The following is a 25,361-nucleotide window of genomic DNA, read 5'->3' on the forward strand; positions in this document are numbered from 1 at the left end:
CGCGTCACCGTCCGGGTACCTTCGTGCCTTCATTGCGGCAACGAGGATGAGTCGGAAGAAGCCCTGTCATGACCGTAGAGGTTCGCCCCATCACAGCCGATGAGGCCGTGGCGTTCTTGCGGATCGTGCCCGGGTTGGCGGGTACCCCGAGCTGGGAACCGGAGCCGGCTGCCTGGCATTCCGGTATCGGCATTGCCCCTGTGTTTGACAAGCCGGTCAGCGAAGAAGTCTGGGTACCGGCCGTCGCTGAGTGGAACGATGTCGATCGCACGCAGGCGGCGTTCGTGGATGGCCAGTTGGTGGGCACCTCGCAGATGCTGTCCCTGGAGGTCACCGTGCCGGGTAGCGGGCCGGTGCCGATGGGTGGGCTAACCGACGTCGGCGTGTTGCCGACCCACCGCCGGCGGGGGCTGTTGCGGGCCATGATGCGCGCTCTTCTCGACGACTGCCACCAGCGCAGCGAGGCGCTGGCCACGTTGAGTGCTTCCGAGGGCGGCATCTACGGCCGCTACGGCTTCGGCCCAGCCACTACCCAGACCCGCTGGGAACTGGAGAACACACAAGCACGCCGAGCACGCCCGCACCAGCCACAGGGTCGGATCGAGTTAGTTGAGGCGCACACCGCCAAAGAGCAGTGGCCGTTACTGCATGATCGGGTGCGCCGGACGCGGATCGGCGAGGTCAGCGCCCACCAATGGCAGTGGGACCACAAATCCCGAGACGCCTGGCAGTTTCTGCTGCATTATGACGACGCCGGGACCGTGGACGGCGCCGCCAACTACCGCACCCCATGGTCGCCGGACGCCGCGACCGCCGGCATTGTGGAGGTCGATTGGCTAGAAGCCACCACAGTCACGGCCTACAGCGACCTATGGATGTTGCTGACTGGCCTGGACCTAACCAGGCGGGTGATTGCTGCCAAACGACCCGTCGACGAGCCGCTGCGCTGGCAACTGGCTGACCCTCGTGCCCTGCGCATCACACGGCACAGCGACAACCTGTGGGTCCGGCTCGTCGATGTCCCCGCAGCATTGGCCAACCGCACCTACCAAGTCGAAGGATCGCTGGTACTCGACGTTGCTGATTCGTTTTGCCCATGGAACGAGGGCTGTTGGCACCTCGACGGCGGCCCGGATGGGGCCCACTGCCATCGCGCCGTATCAGGTCGTGCTCCCGACCTGACATTGGATGCCGCGACACTGGGCAGCATCTTCCTCGGCGGCACCGCGCTCGGGTCGCTGGCGGCCGCAGGCTTGATCGTCGAACACCGCCCAGGCGCCCTGAACCGGGCCACCGCCATGCTCACCGGGCTGCAAGCCCCGCACAATGCCGTCGGATTCTGACCCCTTGCCCCAACTCGATCCGCCACCACAGCGCATCGCGACGGAACTCATTACGAATGAACGGAGCCCAACACGTGCACCGAAGACGCCACGCAACGAAGGTAGAATCTTTGCTTTGCCGGTGCGACCGGTGCTGCCGCAGACCGCCACGTCCGAAGTAGTCCGGGTGAGTGCCGAGCTGTTTCCCGCGAGCCTGCCGATCGTGGCCACCCTCGGCGGCAGGGTCGACGGACGGGCATGGCTAGAAGAGCTGCCGCGTACTGTTGCCCGGTTGCAGTCCCGCTGGTGTCTGCGGCTGCACGCCCCGTTTCACGGCGGCAGCTGCTCGTGGGTGGCGCCCGCGCACTTGCCTGACGGGCAGTCGGTGGTCCTGAAGGTCAGCTGGCCTCATCGCGAAGCGGTTGGCGAAGCACGGGCGCTGCGGCTCTGGGACGGCAACGCCGCGGTGCGTCTGTTGCGCGAGGACCGCGAGCATCACGCGCTGCTGCTGGAACGCTGCAACCCAGGCCGTCCGCTGGGATCCTCCCACCACCTCAGCGTCACAGAACGACTGCTGGTGGGCGCACGGGTCCTGGGTGAACTGTGGCAAACGCCAGTGCCCGACCAGGCCGGCCTGGAGCTGCTGGGCGATGTCACCGCCGAGTGGGCTGATCTGGTTGAAAACCGCATGGCGCGGCTAGAGCCGGGTTTCGACGCTGGTCTGGTGGCCCACGGAGTACGCATGCTGCGCGAGTTGCCCGCCGGCGCCGCACGCACTGTGGTGATGCACGGCGATTTCAACCCGGGCAACGTGCTCTCATCGCTGCGAGGATGGCTGACTATCGACGCCAAACCGATGATCGGCGACCCCGGCTATGACCCGTGGCCGTTGGTTGAGCAAATCGACGACCCATTCGCGTATACCGACGTTCACTCTGTACTGACCGAGCGGTTCACGCTGATCACCGAGGCGCTGGGCGAGGACACAGCCAGACTTCAGGCGTGGGGCCTGGCCCGCTGCGTGGAAACAGCCCTAGATGCGGCGGCCGGCGGCGACATTGTGGACGCACAGACTGCCCTGAACAAGGCGAGGGCGCTGGCCGAACTGCTCGGGATCTGACCGGCGCTCTAGCAACTCACCTCGGCTGGCTCTTCGACCCCGAACGCAGTTGTTGCGATCATGCACGGTAAATCCCCACCGACACGCTGGGCTCGGTGATGGCCCAGCTCGGATACCCAGTTTGCGGCGCAAGCCGCGACCGATTTCACCGCCTTTCGGCAGTTTAGTAGCGAACAGGAACCGTAGATCCGCGCGCCGTTCATCGATGAGATCGTCGGCGTACAGCGTCGGCCACTCTACGCACCGAGTATGCCCGACGGCGTTCAGGTTGTCCGACCGATCCCGGTCTGCACCCATGGGCTGGTCGGGTATCTCGGCCGACCAGCTCGACCACCGCGACACTTTCCCACCCCACACGACAGGCCGCTTGAGGCGGAGGTGCGTAGCCTCACTCTTGGCGAATGTCAGCGGATTTCCGGTAGGGCGCACTCTGTGATGATCGTCATGCGCCAACCTCTCGGGGGTGAATATGCAGGCGGATCAGATGACCATGGCTAGCGTATGGGCCGTCGCCGTCGAACATGCCGGTGATGCACTCGATTGTGTTCTCGTCGACCTGCCGCACCGCAAACGACGTCTCGGCGACCTGGGCGAGCATTGGGATCGCATCGCGCACCGGTAGACCCTCGGCAGTCGCTTGCTCAGTTGGTGCGACGTCCACCGCGTAGACAGCGTCATTGAGCAGCCGGGCGCCAAGCAGTCGCCAAACGGAATCAGGCCGTTCACACCAACGCCGCAGGTGTGGCAGCAGGTGCTCTTCGGGATCCTCGGTCACCCACCCTTCCCGGGCTAGATGCTCAACCAACTGCTGGACGGCAGGTGCCAGCGCCTGGCCTGTACCGATGCCGCTGAACCGGTCGTCGATATCCCAGCGTCTAGGGTCCACAAACTCCTCGAACAGCTTCTCTGGGCGGTTGATCTTGACTGCCATGGCGTTCTTCCCTTCCAGTTCGATGATGGTGCGCGCCACGGTGTCGGCCATCCGGACCAGCCGGTTGCGCTGCCCGTGTAAACGGATGTGCTGGCGCTTGAGGGCGGCGAGCGTGTCCGGCTCGGAGTCGACCGACTCCCCGATTTCGCCCAGACTTAGGCCGAACTCACGCAGGACGAGGATCTGTTGCAGACGCAGGAGTTGCTCTTCCTCGTAATAGCGGTAGCCGTTGGTACCCACGTAGGCGGGCTTGAGCAGGCCGATGTCGTCGTAATGGCGCAGAGTACGGGCGGTGACGCCCGACATCCTCGCCACATCCGCAATCGACCAACTCATGGCGTTTCCCCATCCTTCCCGGGAGGCCAGTCCATCCGCCCTCCTCATCGACCCTAGAAATTGCCGCTACGTGAAGGTCAAGCGGGAATACACAGACTGGTCCACCAGACCATTCGTCGCGGCGGAAGGTCATCGAGTCGCGAACGGCTCGGCGGCTTGGCGCGCGCAAGCCCGTGCCCCGTCATCGCTGGTCTGGGCCTCGTGAACCCTATAGCGAGTTCGAACTCGATATGATCTCCCGGCTCGGCCTCAGGGTTGCCGTGCTTCATCAGCGCGTTGGTGTGGGGTTAGTTCACCGATTTCTATGTTGTCCCCGCTCATCGCGGCCGCGGTCTGAGGCGCCAGTTTTTGAACGCGCTGCACGCCCATGCCCGCAGCGTCGGGTTTGACACGCTGGTGGTGTGGCCGTCGCAACGCAGTGCACCGCTGTATCAGAGGGAGGGCTTTGCTCCGCCTGCTGAATTGTTGGAACTCTCTTCCCCCAACGGGAGTAGCTGGTGCAACGTTCAGTTCAGTGCTGGCCGGGCAGCAGATCGACGCCGAAGCGCTGCCGAAGCGCTGCCATGTCTGTGCGGTCGTCGTCGTCGAGCGGGTAGCCGGTGTGGCAGCGCACTTGGCCTTGGGGGGTCAAACAGCGCACGGTCTGACCCCTGATGGTTCCGGTGCCGGCGAACCAGGGTGCGGCGTAGACCCAGACCTCGCGGTTTTCCATCGTGTATTCGCCGTTGCCTTGCCGGTCGAACACCACCGGGTGCACGTCCACCGTCTTGCCCGCGTGGTCGCGTAACACGAAACACGACATCAGCTGACCCTCGGCCACCGCGTATCCCAATGCACCCAGGGCAGTGACGAGATCGAGGGCCTGGTCGACGCGAACAATGAGGTCGATGTCCTTATGCGGGCGCGTCTGCTGGCCGAGCAGGGCGTCGATGCCCCAACCGCCGTCGCCGAGCCAGACGTCCACCCCGGCTGCTTCCAGGGCTTTGATCACGGCCAACGCGTCGGCGGCGTTCATCATCACCAGGCCAGTATCGGCGTCGAAAGGATCTGGACCGGGGCGCCAACGGCGCTGGGGTTGCCAATCGAGGACGGCTCGGGCTCGGGCGCAGTCCAGCAATGCCCGGTAGGGGTCGAAATCGTAGGCGTTGCCGCCACGCCAGGCAACATTAGGCAGGAGTTTACTCACCAACTCGCGGCTGGCCAGACGAGCCGAGGAAATGTCGTCGGCGCACAAAAGCAGCCGGTGGTGCCCAGCAAGTGGGTTGGTGTGCACAGCGTGGCCGACGGCGTCGGCGAGGTCACAGACATCAAGGAAGGCGCCGTATTGCCACAGCGGTGACCATTCAATGTCGGGATTATCCACGCGGGCTTGCCCAATGATGCGGTAGGTGTCGGGGGTGAACACGCCGGGCGGGCGCAGGCACACGGTGGTGATGCCGGTGGCGGTGGTGAAGGCCTCGCAGAGATCCTCGGCCAGGAGCTTGGAGACCGCGTACGAGCTAGCCGGGCGGCAAGGGTGGTCGTCGTTGAGCGGCAGGTAGTCCGGGGCACGGCTGCCGTCGAAGACCCCGAGAACCTCCACCGTACTCATCAGCACTACCCGGGCATGCCCGGCCTGGCGGGCAGCCTCCAGCACGTTCGCCGCGCCGAGCACGTTGGTCTGCAAGACCGTCCACGCGTCCGCGGCGTTCGGCGCGGCCAGGCCTGGCAGCGCCTGTGGGTCCGGGTCATCGGCTGCCGCCAGGTGAACGATCACCTCGATGTCGCGGTCGGCCTTCGCCAGCTCAGCTGGATTGCGCACGTCCTGGCCGTCGGCGAGATCGAAACCCACAACGGTGTCACCTCGCTCGCACAACAGACGAGTAACTGCGGCACCGATCATGCCGCGATGACCGGTGACCAGAACATCCATGCCACATCCCCTCGGCTCTACGCTGTTTCAGCGACAAGGTACCGCCGCAGAAATCCGATTGCCTGATGGATTTTCGGTCGCGACAATCTCAGGGTGCGTGATCAGAGTCCGTCCGACGGCGCCCTGACCCTGTCCCCCTTATGCGTCGACGACGCAGAGGCGCATCTGGCAGGGGAGGACGAGCAGCTGATCCGCTGGTACTCAGGCGGGCCCGGAACCCCGGAAGGTGTCGAGGCCTACCTGCACCACTGCCAGCAGCAGTGGGCGACCGGCGGATTGCTGCGAGCCTTTGCCATCCGGGCAGGCACCGAGCAGATATTAGCTGGCACAGTCGATCTGCGGTTTGAGGGTGGGGAGCTTAGCGCCCGGGCAGGTCTTGGGCAGGTCGATGTCGCCTACGGGCTCTATCCGGCCTGGCGCGGGCGGGGGCTGGCGACTCGGGCTGTCGACTTGGTGTGCCACTACGCGGCCGAGCAGGGTGCGAGTACCGCGGTGGTGAAGGTGGAACCGGGCAACGCGGCGTCGGCCCGGGTCGCGCTGCGCACGGGTTTCACCTATGTCGGGCGGATCCAAGAAAGCGACGGCACGGTCTTCGACCGTTACCAACGAGTCCTCGTCAAGGGGCTGGTAGTCAGGACTGCCGAAGCAACTGATATCGATGCCGTCTTCGAGATCCGCACCAGCGTGACGGATAACCATCTGTCCTACCAGCAGCTCACTGAGCTCGGGATCACCAAAGAGACGGTGCGGGACGCACTGGAGGCGTCGCCTTGTGTGTGGATCGCCGAAGTCGAGGGGACGGCCGCCGGCTTCGCGATGGCCGACGCGCAGGCCGGCAGCATCTTCGCTTGTTTCATCCATCCCCAGTACCAGCGGCGCGGGCTGGGACCGCTACTGATGGGGCGCGCGGAAGCGTTCCTGTTCCAATGGCACGCGACGATCTGGCTGACCACCGACGCCGCCAGCCGCGCCCCCAGTTTCTACCGCAAGCTCGGCTGGACGGCGGTGCGCGATCTGCCCGACGGCAGTATCCGCTTCGAAAAGCACCGCGCCACAACCGCTGTCGCCACCAAGATGCACGACGACAAAGCGGACATCGACGAGCACCTGATGCGGCGCCTGCTGGGCGCCCAGTTCCTCAGTGGGCCAACCTGCCCCTGACCCCAGTCCGTTCTGCGGGGACGGACAACGCCATGTACCGCGCTCGGCGAGGACCTTGCCGCGCGACTCCCCAGGATCGGCTGAGCCATCCCCGACAACATCAGCGGCAGCTGCGGGCGGGCCCGTCGCCTGAGTTCCTCAGCCCGTATGCTGACGGCGAAGCCGCGAACCAACCGGTGCTTTTACACCAACTTTCGGACGCGACCCAGTTGAACGTAAGAGTCGATGACACGTATGACGCTTCATCTTCTAGGAACAATTGTTCGTGGGACAAGGCACTCACTCCTTCCTCTTGATGAGGCACCCAACTGCGTTTTTGACGGATCAACCTGCGCATCCGCGCAGCGCCATGCCGTCAACCATGATTGACAGTAATGCGTCAAGAGAAGCTCGTCAAGGTGGTCGAGTTCTGGGTGGCGCACGCTGAGATGACAGGCCAAAGCGATGTCGGCCGGCAAAGCGGTCGGCGACGTTTGCCGAGCACGTGAGCTGTCAGGATGAGTCGGTGGATCGGTTCGACGGCGATGGTCTGCTCGCAGCGGCCGAGCGACTTGGCTCACTGGGCTTTGGTGGCGAGGTCGGAGGCCCCCGATGCTGCTGCTGCTGCGGATGGACACCGGTCCTAAGCCCATTTCCCAAGCATCGCAATCGTTTTGCGCTAGAAAGTGGCCCACGACCTCCTCTGGCGGGGCGCTGGCAGGACGGTTGCATCCGATCCTTCTGCCACTAGACGAACCTGCTTGGAGCCCGCGTGGTATCGACGACTTCGAGCACGAACATGACCACCTACATCGTCACTCGACCCTCAGCTACCTTCCCCGGGCGCGTACGGCAGGCCGATTAAGCCGCACCCATCAAACCGGGTTTGCGAGATGAACTGAAATAACTACGGTTCACAACCGGGCTCGCACCCAGCCGGACCGGCTGTCGGGGCAAGCCGCGAGCCTAATAGCACATTGCTTGTTGCCTTAGCACAGCCTCGTACACGCGTTTGACCGTCACTGGAAAGGGCGTGATTGCCACCCTCTGGAACTCGCCGGGAAAGTTTGTGCAAAGCCTCAGGTCGCGAACGTGATACCGCGAAGACGGGCTGGTCCCGAGTGCGATGCGGACGGAGCGGTGTGCGACCTGTTGTACCGTCCTTACCACGGTACAGATGGACACCGGCCGTTGTGATGAGATGTTGCGCAGCAACGGCTGGGACGGCTGGTCGCGCACTACATTTTTGATCAGGGCGCAGACCATAGCAGCGGCATCATCGACGTACAAGTAGTCGCGGAGTGTCTCCATCGGCACGAACACATTCAATGACTGTCGCATGACTGCGGCACGACATAACTGACTGACCAGACCCTGCTGTTTCGCAAGGTTCTGACCAGGCCCAGCGAGATTTGAGAACCGCCCGACGATAAGTGGGATGCAGCCGTGAAGTCTCATCCGCAGGATCTCCTCCTGCGCGAGCTTCGTCTCGCCGTAGGGGCTCAGCGGCCGTGGCGTCGTCGACTCACTAAACGGTGGATGAGTTGATCCGGCATAGACGCCGCCTGCAGAGGACGAGAGGAAGAATGCGCCCCTACCGGCCGGCCGCATATCTCTCAGCCTCGCGACGAAATGAGACATGATGCGCGTTTCCGCGGCGAGCTTGTCGGCCGTAGAACCGACGACACCGCTGCCGGCGGCCCAGATGATCGACCAATCATCGCTGCCGACCGCTCGGACGAATCGCTCGAGTTCGTCATCGAGCACCTCGACCGCCGCATCGTGGTCCTCCCACGGCACCGAAAGGTGGCTGAATGTCGGGCACATCGCCCGCGACACGGCGCTGCCCAGAAGCCCGCCGCAGCCCACGACCCAGGTAAGCACCCGTCAGTCCGCCGGATTGTCGAAGATGTCACCGGGATCTCGCACGATGACGTATACGGGCTTGCCCATTGCCATGGTGGCTGAAGCGGCGATGTATTCGGCGATGATCCCCAGGGCGAACAAGGTGGCCCCGCCGACGACAAGCACCGCCACGAACACCGATGTCCATCCTTGCACGGTGATATCGCCGACGAGCTTCTGGATCATGCTGTAGATCGCCACACCAAAACCGAGAAGGGCGAACAAAATACCCATCATTGACACAAAGCGCAGCGGCCGGGTACCCGAAGAGATGACGAGCCGCCAAAAATGCGACACCAGCCGACGCAGGGTGTAGGCGCTTGCAGGTCGTCCTTCTTGGCGCATCATCACCGGACAGGTCGACGGGTTGGCGACAACCCACGAAAGAGCGACATCCAAGAACACGCCCGCGCCGGCGTAGGCTGCGACACTTCGTCCTGCCTCGCCCAGGATCAGTCGGTAACTGTTGAATGCGCTGGGTCCGTCAGACGACACCAGGACATGCACAAACAACCACTTCGTTAGCCACGACGCCGCGTTGCGCAAAAGCCCGTGCGGCGGCCGATTCATCGGCGAGGCATACACCAGCTGTGTGCGATCCCGGTATGCCGTATCAAGTAGGTCACCGATATATCCCGGGTCGTGCTGTCCGTCCTCGTCCATCGTGACGATCCAGTCCCCACCCGAAGAGGTCATGCCCGCAAGTGTCGCCGGATGTTGCCCGAAGTTGCGAGACAACCAGACCGGACGTACCCATCCGTCCTGTCCGGCCAACTCGCGAACGACTTCTTCGCTACCGCGAATGCCCCGGTCCCACACCAGGAGCACCTCATCGACGCGGAACTCACGACCGTCGCGGGTTTGTTGGGTCGAACGCTGCTGGGCAAGCTCCTTGACCACACCAGGCAAAGTCGCAGCGCCGTTGTAGACCGGGATCACAATGCTGACCGAATCCACACGGCTCAACTGACGGTCACCAGTCACGCGTTGCCTCCCCAACATACGGCTCCAGTGAAGTGACTGTACCGATGGAAAGCGGGTAGGTGATGCCAATTGTGGTTCTGACTTGCGGTACCGGCCGTCATCGGTGAGATGGCCGGAGTACACGCCGCGCGTCCCTCCCGATTACGGTCCCGGTGGGGGGCAGCAAGAGTAGACTCATGCGCTCGAAGGCGGCCTGGAGTGCGAGGCCGCGAAGTACCAACTGTTGGGGGTCTTTCTTTCCAATTCGTCATGTTACGGAGAAGCATTCAATCGCTCCTGCCGAAATATTGGGGTATATGACTGTCATAGTAGAAGGCAACTCGAGTTGCTCTCGTGGATTAATGTATCGGCCAAGAAGTTGGCTGGTTTGGTACCGTCCCAAACATGAACGAGTACGATGAAAGCCGTGATACTGGCGGGGGGCCTCGGTACTCGCCTGAGTGAGGAAACCACGATTCGCCCTAAGCCGATGGTGGAGATCGGCGGTCGACCGATCTTGTGGCATATCATGAAACTCTACTCGCATCACGGGATTCGTGACTTTGTCGTTTGCTGTGGCTACAAGGGTTACGTTATCAAGGAGTATTTCGCCAATTATTTCCTGCACATGTCGGACGTGACTTTCGATATGTCCCTCAACAAGATGGAAGTCCATCGACACCACGCAGAACCCTGGCGCGTAACGCTGGTTGATACTGGCGACGAAACCATGACGGGCGGACGCCTGAAGCGCGTGGCTACCTATATCCAGGACGAGGAGGCGTTTTGCTTCACCTATGGTGACGGAATCAGCGACGTGGATATCGGCGCGAGCGTTGATTTCCACCGTCAGCACGGCCGTCACGCCACGGTTACGGCGGTGCTTCCGCCGGGGCGCTATGGCGCCATCGAGTGCGAGGGCAACCGAGTCACGGGCTTCGCCGAAAAACCACGTGGCGATGGCGGCCTCATCAACGGCGGATTTTTCGTCCTGTCTCCCGCAGTACTCGATTACATTGACGGCGATCACGTCGCATGGGAAGGGCCACCCTTGGCGCGTCTGGCTGCCGACGGCGAAATGATGGCCTTCGAGCATTCCGGCTTCTGGCAACCGATGGACACCCTTCGAGAGAAGAACCTGCTCGAAGAACTGTGGAGTAGCGGCAAAGCGCCGTGGAAATGCTGGCATTGAACGCATTCGGAACTGCTTATCGCGGGCGCCGGATCCTCGTCACCGGCCACACGGGATTCAAGGGCAGCTGGTTGTGTCTATGGCTGCATGCCCTGGGTGCTGAGGTGACCGGGCTGGCTTTGGACCCATCGTCGAAGCCCAACCATTGGGACCTGTTGAAGCTGTCGATCAACGATCATCGCGTCGACATTCGTGATGAAGCCGCAGTCCGTGGGATTTTCGCTGCGGAAGGGCCGGAAATCGTGTTCCACTTGGCTGCCCAGCCGTTGGTCCGCCGGTCCTACCGCGAGCCTGTCGCCACTTGGGCCACCAACGTGATGGGCACGGTGCATGTACTCGAGGCTGCCCGAGCCACGCCAGATGTGCGTGCCGTGGTGGTCGTGACGACCGACAAGTGTTATGAGAATCGCGAATGGCCGTGGGCCTACCGAGAAAGAGATCGGCTGGGCGGCCACGACCCCTACAGCGCGTCCAAGGCCGGGGCCGAGTTGGCGGCGGCGAGCTACCGGACTGCCTTTCTGCAACACTCGTCGGCCTCGCGGATCGCAACCGCCAGGGGCGGCAACGTGATTGGCGGTGGCGACTGGTCTGAGGACCGGCTGATTCCCGACTTGGTGCGATCCGTCGTCGCCGGCGAGCCACTGGTCATTCGCTCGCCACGCGCCACGCGCCCTTGGCAACACGTACTCGATTGCCTCAGCGGGTACCTACTACTGGGCCAGCGGCTCCTGGCCGGCGACGACAGTTGCGCTGATGCTTGGAATTTCGGCCCTGATGAGAAAGCTAACCGTACGGTAGAGCAGGTGCTCCGAGACCTTGCTCGCACCTGGCCGAAGCTTCGGTGGCAACAGACAACCGATCCGCAGCCGCACGAGGCGGGCTTGCTGCAACTCGACAGTGCCAGGGCGAGAATGCATCTCGGGTGGCGTCCCGTCTGGGATCTTGAAAAAGCGATCCACCACACGGCCCACTGGTATCGCCATTGGCTCGAATTTGGTGAAGTGCGAAGCGCCGACCAACTGGACGCCTACATCGCCGATGCAGTCACTTCAGAGCTGACGTGGGCTACCGCATGAATATCCTCGACACCCCGATCTCCGATCTCAAGGTTGTTCAGTCCCTGCCCCACCGTGATGCCCGCGGGGCGTTCGTCCGCCTCTTTTGCGCCAACGACCTTCAGTCTCTGCTGGGCCACCGCCAGATCGCGCAGATCAACCACTCCAGAACCAGGCATGCAGGGGCCGTGCGGGGGATGCATTTTCAGTATCCGCCGCATGCGGAAATGAAAATGGTCCGCTGCCTTAGTGGCCGGGTTTGGGACGTCGCGGTGGACCTGCGGTCCGGCTCTCCGACGTTTCTTCGGTGGCACGCCCAGGAACTGGCGCCAGACGACGCGCAGATGCTCGTCATCCCCGAGGGCTTCGCCCACGGGTTCCAGGTCTTGGAGCCGGACAGCGAATTGCTGTACCTCCACACGGCTTTCTATCACCCGCCTTCTGAGGGCGGCCTGCGCCATGACGATCCGCGGCTTGCCATCGCGTGGCCATTGCCGCCGCGAGATCTATCGCCTCGTGATCTGGCCCATCGGCTACTGGATGCTGATTTCACCGGGGTCGCGCCATGAAATGCCGGCACTGCGAGGCACCCGTGGAACACAGTTTCGTGGACCTGGGCTTTGCGCCACCGTCCAACGCCTACCTGCATGCCGAGGACCTGCGTCACCCGGAGGTGCACTACCCGCTGCGTGTGCTGGTGTGCCACCGGTGTTGGTTGGTGCAGACCGAGGACTACGCACGCCCTGAGGAACTGTTCAGCGCCGACTACGCCTACTTCTCCAGCACCTCGAGCACGTGGCTTGAGCACGCCGCCAGTTACGCGGACATGATCACCGAACGGCTACAACTGGGGTCCCAGAGCTTTGTCATCGAGGTGGCCTCAAACGATGGTTACCTACTAAAGAACTTCGTGGCAGCGGGGATCCCATGCCTAGGCATCGAGCCGACGACGAGCACGGCGGCTGCCGCCGAAGCACAGGGAATCCCAGTCAGGCGGGAATTCTTCGGGGAATCCTTGGGACATCGACTGGCCAGTGAAGGACGGTCGGCGGATCTGGTCGCGGGTAACAATGTGTACGCTCACGTGCCCGACATCAACGACTTCACCCGTGGACTGGCCGCCGTACTCAAGCCCGAAGGCAGCGTCACGCTGGAATTTCCCCATCTGATGCCGTTGATCGACCGGACTCAGTTCGACACCATCTATCACGAGCACTTCTCGTACCTGTCGCTCACGACTGTGGCGCATATCTTTGCCCAGGCCGGCTTGCGTGTGTGGGACGTGGAAGAATTGCCTACCCACGGCGGCAGCCTGCGAGTTTATGGCTGCCATGCTGGGGCAGCGAACTCCACCACGGACCGCGTGGGTTCGCTGCTGAGGCGGGAGGACGAGTTCGGATTGACCCGGCCCGACACCTACACGGCCTTCCAGTCGCGTGCGGATCGGGTGAAGGATGACCTCTTGGCCTTCCTCATCGAACAAAAGCGTGCCGGCCGGCGCGTGGCGGCCTACGGTGCCGCGGCGAAAGGTAACACCTTGTTGAACTACGCAGGTGTCAGGCCCGACTTACTTCCGTACGTTTGTGATGCCGCGCAGTCCAAGCAGGGAAAATTCATGCCAGGAAGCCACATTCCCATCCGTTCGCCTGCGGTGCTGCGCGAGAATCCTCCAGACGACGTGATCATTTTGCCCTGGAACATCGCCCATGAGGTGCGGACCCAATTGGCCGACCTTGTCCACAGCGGCACACGTTTCGCGACGGCGGTACCCGAATTGAGCTTCCTGTGAAGCCCCGCATCGCTTACACCAAGCCGTCGATCACCGAGCTCGAGGTGCGCTACGCCACCGATGCCGCCGCCAACGGCTGGGGCGAGCGTTGCTACGAATACATCCAGCGCTTCGAAAGCGCCTTCAAGGCACATCTCGGGGTCAAGCACGCGATCGCGACGTCGAGTTGCACCGGTGCGCTGCACATGGGCATGGCTGCGCTCGGAATCGGCCCGGGCGACGAGGTCATCATGGCCGACACCAACTGGATCGCCACGGCCGCGCCCATCGTTCACCTTGGGGCGAAACCCATATTTGTCGACATCATGCCGGAGAGTTGGTGCATCGACCCGGAGCTGGCCGAAGCCGCAATCACTCCGCGCACCAAGGCCATTGTCGCCGTGCACTTGTATGGCAATCTGTGCGAGATGGACCGTCTCCTCGCAGTAGGGCAGAAGCACGGTATCCCGGTAATTGAGGACGCAGCGGAGGCCATTGGTTCGATTTACCACGGAAAGCGTGCCGGTGCCATGGGGCGCTTTGGGACCTTTTCATTTCACGGCACCAAGACGATCACCACCGGTGAGGGCGGCATGTTCGTCACTAATGACGCCAACCTGTACGAGGAAGTTCTTACGCTGAGCAACCACGGCCGCGCGCGCAGCCAGACCAAGCAGTTCTGGCCGGATGTGGTGGGCTTCAAGTACAAAATGTCGAACATCCAGGCAGCCATCGGTTGCGCACAGATGGAGCGTATCGATGACCTGATTTCACGAAAGCGCGAGATATTCCGGGCTTACCAGGGTGGGTTGGTCGGCGTGCCGGGGGTATCGATGAACTCTGAGCCGACGGGGACCCAAAATGGATTCTGGATGCCGACTGTTGTATTCGAAGAGTCGACCGGGGTAACGACCGAGCGTCTTACTACTACATTCGCGGCCGAAAATATTGATGCCCGGGTTTTCTTTCATCCGCTATCCACGACCCCTCCATTTGCAGGATCGCCTGGAGGCAAATGGGCCGGCAATATTTCAGACCGTGCAATCAATGTTCCCAGTTTCCATGACATGACCGAAATCGAGCAGCGCCGAGTCGTGCAAGTTGTCCGGGAGATTTGCGTTGCATGAGAAGAGTTCGCGGGTGCTTATTGCCGGAATCGCGGGCGCCTCGCTTGGGACCGAGATCGCCAAGGCCCTCAACCATGCCGGAGGCTATGACATCCTGGGATGCGACATCTCCCCGCTCGCTTTCGGGCACTATGACCAGCGTTTCGCCTCGACCTTCCTCGTCGATCGCGAGGGCTATGCCCGAAATCTGCTAGACCTTTGCCTCCGCGAGCAGGTCGATTGCATCATCCCGGGCGGCGACGAGCCCGCGATCCTCATCGGCAGAGACCACGAGCTGTTCACCCGCGCCGGGATACGGCTCGGGCAAAACAACCCACAGCTCACCGAGCGCCTTGCCCACAAAGGTCACTGCTTCGAGATCCTTGAGAGTGCCGGTGTCAGAACGCCGCGGACCCGAACGGTGGACCCGGGGACCGACTTCGGTGACTTCCCGATGCCCTGCATCGTCAAGCCTGCGGTGGCGAGCGGCGGCAGCGTATTTGTGTTCTTTGTCAGAAGCCATGAGGAAGCACGTCTGTACTGCACCTACCTGCACAACAATGGCCGCACCCCGGTACTTCAGGAGTATCTGCCCGAGGACAGAGGCGAGTTCACCGTGGGCGTTCTTTCGTTGCCCGACGGCAGCTGTGCCGGCGCGATAGCCCTCAAACGCGCGTTTCACAGCAAACTTTCCGTCTCAATGCGCGGCCCGGACTTCCTCATCTCGAGCGGATATAGCCAGGGTCTGATCGAAGATTGCCCAGCCATCTGCGAGACCGCCGAACTGATCGCCCGGCGCCTCGGCAGCACCGGCCCCTTGAACATCCAGGGGCGCGTCGCCGCCGACGGCACGTTCGTTCCCTTCGAAATCAATGCCCGGTTCTCGGCCAGCACCTACCTGAGGACACTCGCCGGTTTCAACGAGGTCGATTGGTACGTCCGACACCTCCTCGGCCTCGCGCCGCGGGGCGCACTCGGCATCACTCCGGGATGGTATTTGCGAACCCTGAGCGAGGTCGCCGTTCCGCTCTGGCAGGTCGTGAAATGATCCGATGGATCGTCGAAGGCCGACTGGGAACCGCGCCGGGTGACAGCATCGCGCGCGACTGCCCGTTCCACGTGGTCGATACGAGAGCCATGGTCGACAAGCGCGGCAACTCGGCTGACGATCTGCTCGACAAGATCCGCGAGGGCGTGGCGGAACTCGAGAATGGCGGCTCCGTCGTGGTCGTCTGTGATTTCGGCGTTTCTCGCAGCAACACGATCGCAGCCGGCATTTTAGCCGAATGGCGCGGCCTGGAATTCGATGTGGCGGTAGCTCAAGTTATCGCAACGACAGGAGAGCAGGCGGTCAAGCTGGAGATGGTCGACTCACTGCGTACGGCCCTGCGGAATTCTCCCGCGTCGGTCCGCCAGGACGGCATCCTCATCACCGGCAGCAGCGGCTTTCTGGGTGCCGCGCTGCGCGACCGCCTCGCTGATTCGCATCGTGTCGTTGCACCCGACCGCGCCACGCTGGACCTGCTGGGTCCCGTGGTCCACCTTGACCGCTATTGCCGCGACAACGAGATAGGACAGATCATTCATCTCGCCTACCCTCGGATCTACACCAACAACGACGCGATGGGTCACAGCTTGACTATGCTGCGCGGGATTCTCGACGTCTGCAAATCGCTCGGAATTCACCTTGTCCTGCCCTCAGGCGCAGTGGTGTTCTCGGCCTACAGGTCGAGCTCGATGATTGCTGACGTCAACACAACGATGCGTCCTCGGGGGGTATACGGCGAAACAAAATTTCTCGAAGAGGTCCTCGTTCAAAATGCGCGGGCCAACGGTGAAGTCAATTCCACCATCGTTCGAATCTCACCGACTTTCGGTCCGCAAAGCTTGCGGCCGCGCTTGATATGGTTCGCGTATCGGCGCCTGAAAGAAGGGCGGCCGATCGTGACCCACCGCTATCGCAACGGGTTACCTAGTCTGCAGCTTCTCTACATTGATGACGCCATCGAGGGGCTTGCCTGCATCATCGAAAAGAAAGGAAACGCTCCGATCTACCATCTGGGTGGCGATTTCTCCCATGAACCGCGCGAAATCATCAACGAAATGGCCGAGATCCTCGGGTGCCATGCGGCGATCGAGGAGACCAGCATCGATGACGACATCGCGAACGTCTTCCTTGATTGGTCAGCGACGGAGACGGAATTCGGCTGGCGGCCGACGACCACCCTAAGTGACGGGCTGCGCCGCACACTTGCGTGCGCCGCTGCTCCCGAAATTCAGTCCGGAAAAGGTGAGTAATGGATAACCGTTTTTCGATGCTCGACGCGCGCACACAAACTTCCGCGGACGAGCAATACGCTACTAAGGTTCAGGAATTCTTTAGCGCCGGCGAAGGTGACATACTCGCCAAACTGAAGAACTTCGCGAAGTTTGTTCCGCGGCAGACAATGGCGACGTTCCTGGCGAAGAACGAGATTTTCAAGCAAATCGTGGACGTTCACGGCCATATCATCGAGTGTGGCGTCTTCATGGGGGGCGGCTTGATGACGTGGGCGCAGCTCTCGGCGATCTACGAGCCCTACAATCACACACGACGAATCGTGGGGTTCGACACCTTCGCCGGCTTTCCCAGCCTTGCCGATCAGGATGCGACAGCCGCGGACGCAACTCTGTCATTTGCCAAGGTCGGCGGCTTGGCGGTTCAAGGCATCGAGGACGACATTCGGCACGCTGTGTCGCTGTACGATCTCAATCGCCCGCTGGGGCATATCGACCGCGTGGAACTCGTCAAGGGGGACGCCCAACAGACGATCCCTGCCTACTTGGAAGACAATCAGCACACGGTGGTCGCGCTTCTCTACCTCGACTTTGATCTGTTCGAACCGACTTTGGCGGCGATCAGGACCTTCCTGCCCAGAATGCCCAAAGGCGCCGTACTGGCCTTCGATGAGCTCAACCAAAAATACTGGCCCGGCGAGACCCTTGCCGTACTGGAGTCGGCCGGCATCAGGAATCTTCGTATCAGGAGATTTCCTTTTACGCCGCAAATTTCCTACGCGGTGCTGGACTGACCCGCGAACGCGGCACAGCAGGCAGGTTTCGCCTGGAAGTCGGTCTTACACCGCTTGTGGGCCGGCGATATCAACCCCGCCGAACGCCGGTGTAGCCACGCACGCGTACTGCAGAAACACCCCGTCGGCGAAGTACCCCCCGCTCAACAGGATGAACAGTGCTCCAAAGGGCCCCAGGAAAGGGTTGATGCCTTTGATGCGCTGGACGGCGTAGCCTGCGTCCTCGAACATCCGCACGATGCTGCTGCGCGTGAAGAAACGCAAGTGTGTGCGGTCGAAGATGCCAAAGTCCTCTTGGGGGAAGTCTTTTCGGAACACCACCTTGCCCAGCGCGGGTAGATAGCGGATGTTGGGGATCGACGCGACCACGACACCGTCGGGTTTGAGCTTGCCCCGGAGCTGGGCCAGTGTCTCGAGTGGATTGACCAGATGCTCCAAGACGTCGTTACAGACGATCGCGTCGAAGTAGCCGTCAGGCAACTCAGCGATCCGCCGATTCGCGTCTCCGGCCAGGACATGATCGAGGACATCTGCGGCGCGCCGGGCCGCGTTTTCGTTGTATTCGATGCCCCAGACCTCCGCGCCCCTACCTTTCCTGAGTTGGGCGCTGAAAACTCCCTGCCCGCAGCCGAGTTCGAGCACGCGTTGCGCATCGGCCGGGATGAACTTGAGCATCTCCGGCCGTTTGTGGCCGTAGTACTCGGTGACACTCTTGGATTCCGGCAAGATTCGTATCACTCAGCCACCTCGCAGGACGAATTACCCTGGGCCGCAGCTCTTCTCAATGGCGTCACGAAGACGTGGTGACTTCTTCCGGGACCAGCTGCGTGAACAGGTGATCGGCCAGCCCCCGCACCGTGGTGATGTCGGTGGAGCTGATCCGTATCCCCGTTTCCGACTGGACGCGTGTGCGCAGTTCCAGGTTGCCCAGCGAGTCGAGCCCGTACTCAGAGAGTTGACGGTCCGGATCGATGGTGCGCCGCAGGATGAGGCTGACCTGCTCGGAAACCAGACGCCGCAGCAGGCCCGGCCATTCGTCCACCGGCACCGAAGCCAGCTCGTTGCGGAATTTGCTTGAGCCCGAACGTCCTTGCTCGGAGGCCTTGAACGCCTCGGCGAACTTGCTCCGCTCGGCAAAAGCGGCCACCCACGGCACTCCGACGGTGGGAGAGTAGCCGGTGTAGGCACGGTCGTGACGAAGCATCGCCTCGAACGCGTAGGCGCCCTCCTCGGGAGCGATCGCGGCGTCGGTGCTTTCGGCCAGCGCGATGGCCCGTCCAATTTCGGCCCACGCACCCCAGGCGATCGCGATCGTCGGCAGGCCCTGCGACTGTCGCCACTGGGTAAACCCATCCAACCAACTGTTGGCCGCGGCGTAGGCGCCCTGGCCCGGCGAGCCCAGCATGGCCGCCGCCGACGAGAATGAGCAGAACCAGTCCAGCGGCTGATCGGCAGTGGCCTGGTGCAGATGCCAGGCACCGTACACCTTGGGCGCCCAGTCCCGGTCGAGTAGTTCGTCGCTGATGTTGGCCAGGGTGGCGTCCTCGACCACCGCAGCCGCGTGCAGCACACCACGCAACGGGAGGCCGGTAGCGGTCGCATTGGCCACCAACCGCTGCGCGGTGCCGGCCTGGGCGATGTCGGCGCACTCCACCACGACGTCGGAGCCGATGGAACGGATGAGTTCGATTGTCTCCAAGGCTTTTTGGCTGGGTGCGGACCGGGAGCTGAGGACAATCCGGCCCGCGCCGGCGGTGGCCATTTTCTCGGCGAGGAAGAGTCCCAGGCCACCCAAGCCGCCGGTGATGATGTAGGAGCTGTCGCCACGGAATACGGGCACCTGCTCCGGCGGCAACACCACGCTGCTGCGCCCGGCGCGCGGGATATCAAGGATGAGTTTGCCGGTGTGGTCGGCGGCACCCATCACCCGGATCGCGGTGGCCGCATCGGCCAACGGGTAGTGCGTGCTCTCCGGCATCGGTAGCGTGCCGTCGGCGGTGAGCCGGTATACCGTGCTCAACAGCTCGCGGATGTATCGCGGATGAGTGAGCGACATCATCCCCAGGTCGACGCCGTAGAAGGACAGGTTGCGCCGGAACGGGAACAGCCCCATCTTGGTATCGCCGTAGATGTCACGCTTGCCGATCTCGACGAAACGCCCACCCCAGGAAAGCAATTCGAGTCCGGCGCGCTGCGCCGCACCGGTTAGCGAGTTGAGCACGATGTCGACGCCGTAGTCGTCGGTGTCGCGACGGATCTCCTCGGCGAAGTCAATGCTGCGCGAGTCGTAGACATGCTCAATGCCCATGTCCCGCAGCAATTGGCGGCGCTTGGGGCTGCCTGCGGTGGCGTAGATCTCGGCTCCGGCCGCGCGGGCGATCGCGATCGCGGCCTGGCCTACCCCGCCGGTTCCGGAGTGGATGAGCACCTTGTCACCGGCTTTGATCCGGGCCAGGTCATGCAAGCCGTACCAGGCGGTGGCGTGCGCGGTGGTCACGGCCGCGGCTTGGGCGTCGGTCAGTCCCAGCGGAATCGGTGTCGCCAAGCTCGCATCGCAGGTGACGAAAGTTGCCCAGCAGCCGTGGGGTGACATGCCGCCGACGTGATCACCCACCTGGTGCGTCGTGACATCGGGCCCGACAGCAGTTACCACGCCCGCGAAATCGGTTCCTAGCTCCGGCATCCGGCCGTCTGGCGAGTTGTATCGACCGAACGTGACCAGAACATCGGCGAAGTTGATGCTGGAAGCGGTGACGGCGACTTCGATCTCGCCGGGCCCCGGCGTAACCCGGTCGAAGGCGACGAATTCCATGGTCTGCAGATCACCCGGCGTACGGATCTGCAGTCGCATGCCTTCACTGTCGTGGTTCACCACAGTGGTTTTGCGCTCCTCGGGACGCAGCGGCGCCGGAGATAAGCGTGCGGTGTGCCACTCGTTGTGGCGCCATGCGGTCTCGTCTTCTTCTGAGCCGGACAGCAGTTGGCGTGCGATGTGCTCGGCCTGAGTGTGCTCGTCGACATCGATGTGGGTGGTGTGCAGGTGTGGATGTTCGGCACCGATTACCCGCAGCAGGCCTCGCAGCCCGGCCTGCTCGAAGTTGGGGTTGTCCGTGGCGAGCACCGTCTGCGCGTTGCGGGTCACCACATGCAAGCGGGGCGCTTCGCCAGTGATTTCGGGCAGCTCTCGGGTGATGCGCACCAGATGCCGGACGCACTCAAGACCGTGGACCGCGCTCTTCTCGTCGCGTTCGCCGTTGTCCTGCCCGCAGATGATGGCGACATTGTGGAAACTGCCCGCATTGAGCTGGTTTCGCAGCCGCTCGGCGCTGCCGGCATGGTCGGCGTGCTCTGGCCAGCTCAGGGTGGCACACTGCGCGCCGTGTGACTTCAATGTGTCGGTCAACTCGGTCGCCAACATGTCGGCAACCTCGGTGGTGTTGATCAGCAGCCACGTTCCGGCGTCGGTGACGTCTAGTTCGGGCAGGTCGCGCCGTTGCCATTCAATGGTCAGCAGCCGCTCCCCGAGTACGCGCTCACGGTTGCCCTGCTCGGAAACCCCTGTGCCGAGGCGCAACCCGCGTACGACAACCAGCACCGTCCCGTGCTCGTCGAGCACATCGAGGTCCGCGTCGACCCCGGCCGTGTCGACATTGGTTACCCGCGCATAGCAGTAGTGCGCATTGCGGGTGGAGGCGTGGGCACGGATCCGGCCTACGCCCAACGGCAACATCAGACCACCGTTGCCCGCGACCTGGACGTCGGGGTGAGCCCCGACGGCCTGGAAACAGGCATCCAACAGCGCGGGGTGAATCGCATACGCCCGCTGTTGTGATCGCATGGCGCCGGGGAGTGAGACCTCGGCTAGCACGGTGCTGACGGCTCCGTCCGCAATGTGCGCCGCGCCCAGCCCGGTGAAGGCCGGACCGTATTGCACGCCGTGGTCGTCGAACTTTTCGCGCAACTCGGCGCCGTCTTCGGTGCGCGAGTGGGCCGCCAACAAGGCGGGGATGTCGTAGGCCGGCGGCTGGTCCTCATCTTCGGCGACGTGCAGCGTTGCCGCACCGCGCCGGATGGCGCCGCCCTCTTGGAAGGTTTCCACCAGGAAGTCGACAACACCGGGCGATTTCACCGATCCGACCGCCGACAACGGGGTCTCTTCGTCCAGCAGCAGCATCTGTTCGAAGCGCACATCGCGGACTTCGGAAGCTTCGCCGAGAATGGTGCGGGCAGCCGCCAGCGCCATCTCGCAGTATGCGGCTCCGGGAAGTGCTGGGGCACTGTGAATTTGGTGATCAGCCAACCAGGGCAGCGCCTCGGTGCCGACGTCGGTCTGCCACACATGCCGCTCCGGTTCCTCCGGCAGCCGCACATGCGCGCCCAGTAGCGGGTGCACGACCACCGACGATCCGCCCTGGCCCTGGTGGTCGTGTCCGGCGCGGTTCAACAACAGCGATCGATGTGTCCACATCGGCAGCGGCGCTTCCACAAGCCGCCCGGCCGGGTAGACAACGGAGAAGTCCACCGCGGCGCCCGCGCTGTGCAGATCCGCCAGCAGGCCGCGAAGCCCGTGCGGCAGCGGCTGTTCGCGCCGCATGCCGGCCAATGCGGCCACCGGTATGTCGAGGCTCTCGGCCGTCTTTTCGACGGCACGGGTCAGCAGCGGATGCGGTGACAGTTCGGCGAAAACCCGGTAGCCGTCTTCGAGTGCTGCTTGCACGGCCGCGCCGAAGCGCACGGTGTGACGCAGGTTGTCCACCCAGTAGTTGGCATCGCAGTACGGCTCCTCGCGCGGGTCGAACAGCGTCGCGGAGTAGTAGGGCACCTCCGGTGCCAGCGGCTCGAGGTCGGCCAGCATCTCGTACAGGTCGTCGAGGATCGGGTCCACCTGCGGGGAGTGTGATGCGACGTCGACGGCCACTTCCCGAGCCATGACCTCGCGCTGCTCCCATGCCGCCACAAGCTCGCGCACTGCCTCGGTGGCGCCGCCGATCACCGTGGACTGCGGCGAGGCCACGACCGCCACCACGACGTCGTTGACGCCGCGTGCCATGAGTTCCGAAAGCACTTGCTGGGCAGGCAGTTCCACCGATGCCATCGCTCCGGACCCGGAGATCCGGGTCATCAGGCGGGAACGGCGACAAATGACCTTTGCGCCGTCTTCGAGTGACAGCGCGCCCGCCGCGACGGCCGCGGCCGATTCTCCGAGGGAGTGCCCGATCACCGCCCCGGGGCGGACGCCGTAGGACTTCATGGTGGCGGCCAGTGCCACCTGCATGGTGAACAGAGTCGGCTGTACCCGGTCGATCCCGGTCACGGTCTCCGGTGCGGTCATTGCTTCGGTCACCGAGAATCCGGACTCCCGGGCGATCAGCCGCTCCAGTTCCAAGACGGTTGCGGCGAATACGGGTTCGTTGGCGAGCAGGTCGGCGCCCATCGTCGCCCACTGTGAGCCTTGGCCGGAGAACACCCACACCGGGCCCCGGTCGTCCTGCCCGACGGCGGCTTGGTAGGGAGTCTCGTCGTCGGCAATCTCGTGCAACGTCGCGGACAGTTCCGCTGCGCTGCCGGCCAGCACCGACGTCCGGACCGGACGATGACTGCGCCGACGGGCCAGGGTGTAGGCCAGATCGGACACCGACCATTCCGGGGTCTGCGCCTCGACCCAGTCCGCGAGCCTTCCGGCCGTCTGCCGCAACGCGTCGGCCGACGTAGCCGATAGCGGGAAGATCAACTCGCCGCCGGCGGTTGGGTGAGCCGGCACCTCGTCGGGCGCGGTGATTGCGGGCGCCTGCTCGACGATGGCGTGCACGTTGGTCCCGGATATGCCGTAGGAGGACACCGCCGCCCTTCGCACCTGCTCACCGTTCGATGGCCACGGCGTAGTTTCTTGTGGCACAAACAGTTTGGTGCTGATTCGAGCCATATCCTCCGGCAGCCGGGTGAAGTGCAGGTTCCGCGGAATTACACCGTGCTGCAAGGCGAGTATGGCTTTCATCAGCCCGAGCGCCCCGGCGGCTGCTTGAGTGTGTCCGAAGTTGGGCTTTGCGGATGTCAGCGCGCAGGGCCGGTCGATGCCGTATACCTCTGCCAGACTTTCGTATTCGATGGGGTCACCCACCGGGGTGCCGGTGCCGTGCGCCTCGACCAGGCCGACGGTGCCCGGGTCCACGCCGGCGGCGGCCAGCGCCGCACGGTACACCATGGACTGCGCCTGCACCGACGGCGTTGCGATGCTTACCGTGTGGCCGTCCTGGTTTGCGGAGGTTCCACGCAGGACGGCCAGAACTTGGTCGCCGTCGCGCTGGGCGTCCGGCAACCGCTTGAGTAGCAGCACCACCGAACCCTCGCCGGACACGAACCCGTCCGCCGCGGCGTCGAATGCGTGACAATGTCCGGTGGGCGACAACATATTCTGCGCGGACGCGGAGGCGAACCTACGCGGTTCCATCATCACGTAGACGCCCGCGGCGAAGGCCAGATCACTTTCCCCTTCGCTGAGGCTGCGGCAGGCCAAGTGGGTTGCGTACAAGCTGGACGAGCATGCGGTGTCTACCGTGACCGCGGGGCCGTGCAGCCGCAGCGCGTACGAAATCCGCCCCGAGGCAAAGCAGGAGTTGGTTCCGGTGTTGCCGTACGGGCCGTCGAAGGCCTCGGCGTCGATGTGCACGAACTGGTAGTCGCCGTGGTTGAGACCCACGAATACGCCGGTGAGCGATTCGGCCATCTGTTCCGGTGTCAACCCGGCGTGTTCCATGGCCTCCCAGGCGGTTTCCAGAAGCAAGCGGTGTTGCGGGTCGATCGCGGTGGCTTCTTTTTCGGTGATGCCGAAGAACTCCGGATCGAAGTCTCCGACGTTGTCCAGGAAGGAGCCCCACTTGCAGACGGTTCGGCCAGGCACGCCCGGCTCGGGGTCGTAGTACTCGTCGGCATCCCAGCGGTCCGGCGGAACCTCGGTGACCGTGTCGAGTCCCCGTAACAACGCTTCCCACAGCTTCTTCGGGGAGTCCACGCCTCCGGGAAGCCGACATGCCATCCCGATCACCGCCACCGGGATCACACCTGTGTCGTTCACCGCCGTCACCTCTTCTTTTCCCCCTGCCTCAAGGAGACTTCATCGAATGTCGATCCGGGCTGGGGACGCCGCCGCATCACGTACCGCGCCATGATCCCCCTGGTCGCATCCGACCCAACTAGTCAGGTGAACAGCAGCGTAACCCCTTAGCTTCACCAATGTGGGAAAACTGTGCGTACGTACAAAAAAATCTGCTGAAACGGGAAGAAATCGCAGGTTGACGGCTTGAGGGGACGGGTGGATGTCCGCCGAAATCGGACGTCAGAGCCTTTGCCCGGCAGCCCCGCAACGGTGCCCGAGTGCAGACGATATCCCACCACGCGGCGAGCGGGGCGGGCTTTCGTGTGCAAGCCGGCGCCATGGGATTTCGGGGTCTGCGGAGCCCGTGGCTGCAGCCTGCTGGCGGAATTGACCCGCACCGCTGACCCTGCATCGGGCAAACTTCCGTCTGGGCGCTGACGAGCAGAT

At 63.3% G+C, this 25,361-nt stretch carries 16 protein-coding genes and 2 pseudogenes; 12 read left to right on the plus strand and 6 right to left on the minus strand.

Annotated features, from left to right (window positions below; genetic code table 11):
• Nucleotides 1-68 precede the first annotated feature (68 nt).
• A complete protein-coding gene (locus EET13_RS12420) occupies nucleotides 69-1,343 on the plus strand; it encodes a GNAT family N-acetyltransferase (RefSeq protein WP_122442575.1) in 1,275 nt (424 codons plus the stop codon).
• Nucleotides 1,344-1,464: 121 nt separating this feature from the next.
• Nucleotides 1,465-2,442 (plus strand): aminoglycoside phosphotransferase family protein, encoded by a 978-nt coding sequence (locus EET13_RS12425; RefSeq protein ID WP_244603898.1) that lies wholly within the window; start codon nucleotides 1,465-1,467, stop codon nucleotides 2,440-2,442.
• A gap of 442 nt (nucleotides 2,443-2,884) precedes the next feature.
• Here EET13_RS12425 and EET13_RS12430 read toward each other — a convergent pair whose 3' ends face one another.
• On the minus strand, nucleotides 2,885-3,709 hold the full coding sequence (locus tag EET13_RS12430; RefSeq protein ID WP_122442576.1) for a MerR family transcriptional regulator: 825 nt from the start codon (nucleotides 3,707-3,709) through the stop codon (nucleotides 2,885-2,887).
• Between the two features lie 309 nt (nucleotides 3,710-4,018).
• Here EET13_RS12430 and EET13_RS32770 point away from each other — a divergent pair.
• Nucleotides 4,019-4,144: pseudogene (locus tag EET13_RS32770) on the plus strand (hypothetical protein); the annotation flags it as partial.
• A gap of 76 nt (nucleotides 4,145-4,220) precedes the next feature.
• On the opposite strand, the gene EET13_RS12440 reads toward EET13_RS32770, so the two are convergent.
• The gene (locus EET13_RS12440; protein WP_122442578.1) at nucleotides 4,221-5,621 is read right to left on the minus strand and encodes a nucleotidyltransferase domain-containing protein; all 1,401 of its coding nucleotides are present in this window, start codon (nucleotides 5,619-5,621) and stop codon (nucleotides 4,221-4,223) included.
• Nucleotides 5,622-5,714: 93 nt separating this feature from the next.
• Here EET13_RS12440 and EET13_RS30895 point away from each other — a divergent pair.
• A pseudogene (locus EET13_RS30895) lies at nucleotides 5,715-6,863 on the plus strand (GNAT family N-acetyltransferase); the annotation flags it as partial.
• Nucleotides 6,864-7,727: 864 nt separating this feature from the next.
• Here EET13_RS30895 and EET13_RS12455 read toward each other — a convergent pair.
• Nucleotides 7,728-8,645 (minus strand): NAD-dependent epimerase/dehydratase family protein, encoded by a 918-nt coding sequence (locus EET13_RS12455; RefSeq protein WP_122442579.1) that lies wholly within the window; start codon nucleotides 8,643-8,645, stop codon nucleotides 7,728-7,730.
• Between the two features lie 3 nt (nucleotides 8,646-8,648).
• On the minus strand, nucleotides 8,649-9,650 hold the full coding sequence (locus EET13_RS12460) for a glycosyltransferase (protein ID WP_244603882.1): 1,002 nt from the start codon (nucleotides 9,648-9,650) through the stop codon (nucleotides 8,649-8,651).
• A 397-nt stretch (nucleotides 9,651-10,047) separates the two neighbouring features.
• Here EET13_RS12460 and rfbF point away from each other — a divergent pair, with 397 nt between their 5' ends.
• The 8 genes from rfbF to EET13_RS12500 are packed head-to-tail and all read left to right on the plus strand — an operon-like array spanning nucleotide 10,048 to nucleotide 17,821.
• On the plus strand, nucleotides 10,048-10,821 hold the full coding sequence (gene rfbF, locus EET13_RS12465) for a glucose-1-phosphate cytidylyltransferase (protein WP_122442581.1): 774 nt from the start codon (nucleotides 10,048-10,050) through the stop codon (nucleotides 10,819-10,821).
• On the plus strand, nucleotides 10,809-11,897 hold the full coding sequence (gene rfbG / locus EET13_RS12470) for a CDP-glucose 4,6-dehydratase (protein ID WP_244603883.1): 1,089 nt from the start codon (nucleotides 10,809-10,811) through the stop codon (nucleotides 11,895-11,897). The genes rfbF and rfbG overlap by 13 nt, the downstream gene beginning before the upstream one ends.
• Entirely contained in the window at nucleotides 11,894-12,445 is a 552-nt protein-coding gene (locus EET13_RS12475; RefSeq protein ID WP_122442694.1) for a dTDP-4-dehydrorhamnose 3,5-epimerase family protein, read from the plus strand. The genes rfbG and EET13_RS12475 overlap by 4 nt, the downstream gene beginning before the upstream one ends.
• Complete coding sequence (locus tag EET13_RS12480; protein WP_122442583.1) at nucleotides 12,442-13,665, plus strand: class I SAM-dependent methyltransferase; 1,224 nt, start codon at nucleotides 12,442-12,444, stop codon at nucleotides 13,663-13,665. The genes EET13_RS12475 and EET13_RS12480 overlap by 4 nt, the downstream gene beginning before the upstream one ends.
• Nucleotides 13,662-14,771, plus strand: coding sequence for a DegT/DnrJ/EryC1/StrS family aminotransferase (locus EET13_RS12485; RefSeq protein WP_122442584.1), 1,110 nt, complete (start codon nucleotides 13,662-13,664; stop codon nucleotides 14,769-14,771). Before EET13_RS12480 ends, EET13_RS12485 begins: the two co-directional genes overlap by 4 nt.
• On the plus strand, nucleotides 14,764-15,798 hold the full coding sequence (locus EET13_RS12490) for an ATP-grasp domain-containing protein (RefSeq protein WP_168991276.1): 1,035 nt from the start codon (nucleotides 14,764-14,766) through the stop codon (nucleotides 15,796-15,798). Before EET13_RS12485 ends, EET13_RS12490 begins: the two co-directional genes overlap by 8 nt.
• Nucleotides 15,795-17,048 carry an NAD-dependent epimerase/dehydratase family protein gene (locus EET13_RS12495; protein ID WP_168991277.1) on the plus strand — a complete coding sequence of 418 codons (1,254 nt, stop codon included), beginning with the start codon at nucleotides 15,795-15,797 and terminating at the stop codon, nucleotides 17,046-17,048. Before EET13_RS12490 ends, EET13_RS12495 begins: the two co-directional genes overlap by 4 nt.
• Nucleotides 17,048-17,821 (plus strand): TylF/MycF/NovP-related O-methyltransferase, encoded by a 774-nt coding sequence (locus EET13_RS12500; RefSeq protein ID WP_023373466.1) that lies wholly within the window; start codon nucleotides 17,048-17,050, stop codon nucleotides 17,819-17,821. The genes EET13_RS12495 and EET13_RS12500 overlap by 1 nt, the downstream gene beginning before the upstream one ends.
• A 45-nt stretch (nucleotides 17,822-17,866) precedes the next feature.
• On the opposite strand, the gene EET13_RS12505 is transcribed toward EET13_RS12500, so the two are convergent.
• Both EET13_RS12505 and pks2 read right to left on the minus strand, forming a co-directional pair.
• On the minus strand, nucleotides 17,867-18,559 hold the full coding sequence (locus EET13_RS12505) for a class I SAM-dependent methyltransferase (protein ID WP_244603885.1): 693 nt from the start codon (nucleotides 18,557-18,559) through the stop codon (nucleotides 17,867-17,869).
• A gap of 52 nt (nucleotides 18,560-18,611) precedes the next feature.
• On the minus strand, nucleotides 18,612-24,893 hold the full coding sequence (pks2, locus tag EET13_RS12510; protein ID WP_122442696.1) for a sulfolipid-1 biosynthesis phthioceranic/hydroxyphthioceranic acid synthase: 6,282 nt from the start codon (nucleotides 24,891-24,893) through the stop codon (nucleotides 18,612-18,614).
• Nucleotides 24,894-25,361 lie beyond the last annotated feature (468 nt).

The organism is Mycobacterium attenuatum, from assembly GCF_900566085.1.
GTDB classification, from domain to species: Bacteria; Actinomycetota; Actinomycetes; order Mycobacteriales; family Mycobacteriaceae; genus Mycobacterium; species Mycobacterium attenuatum.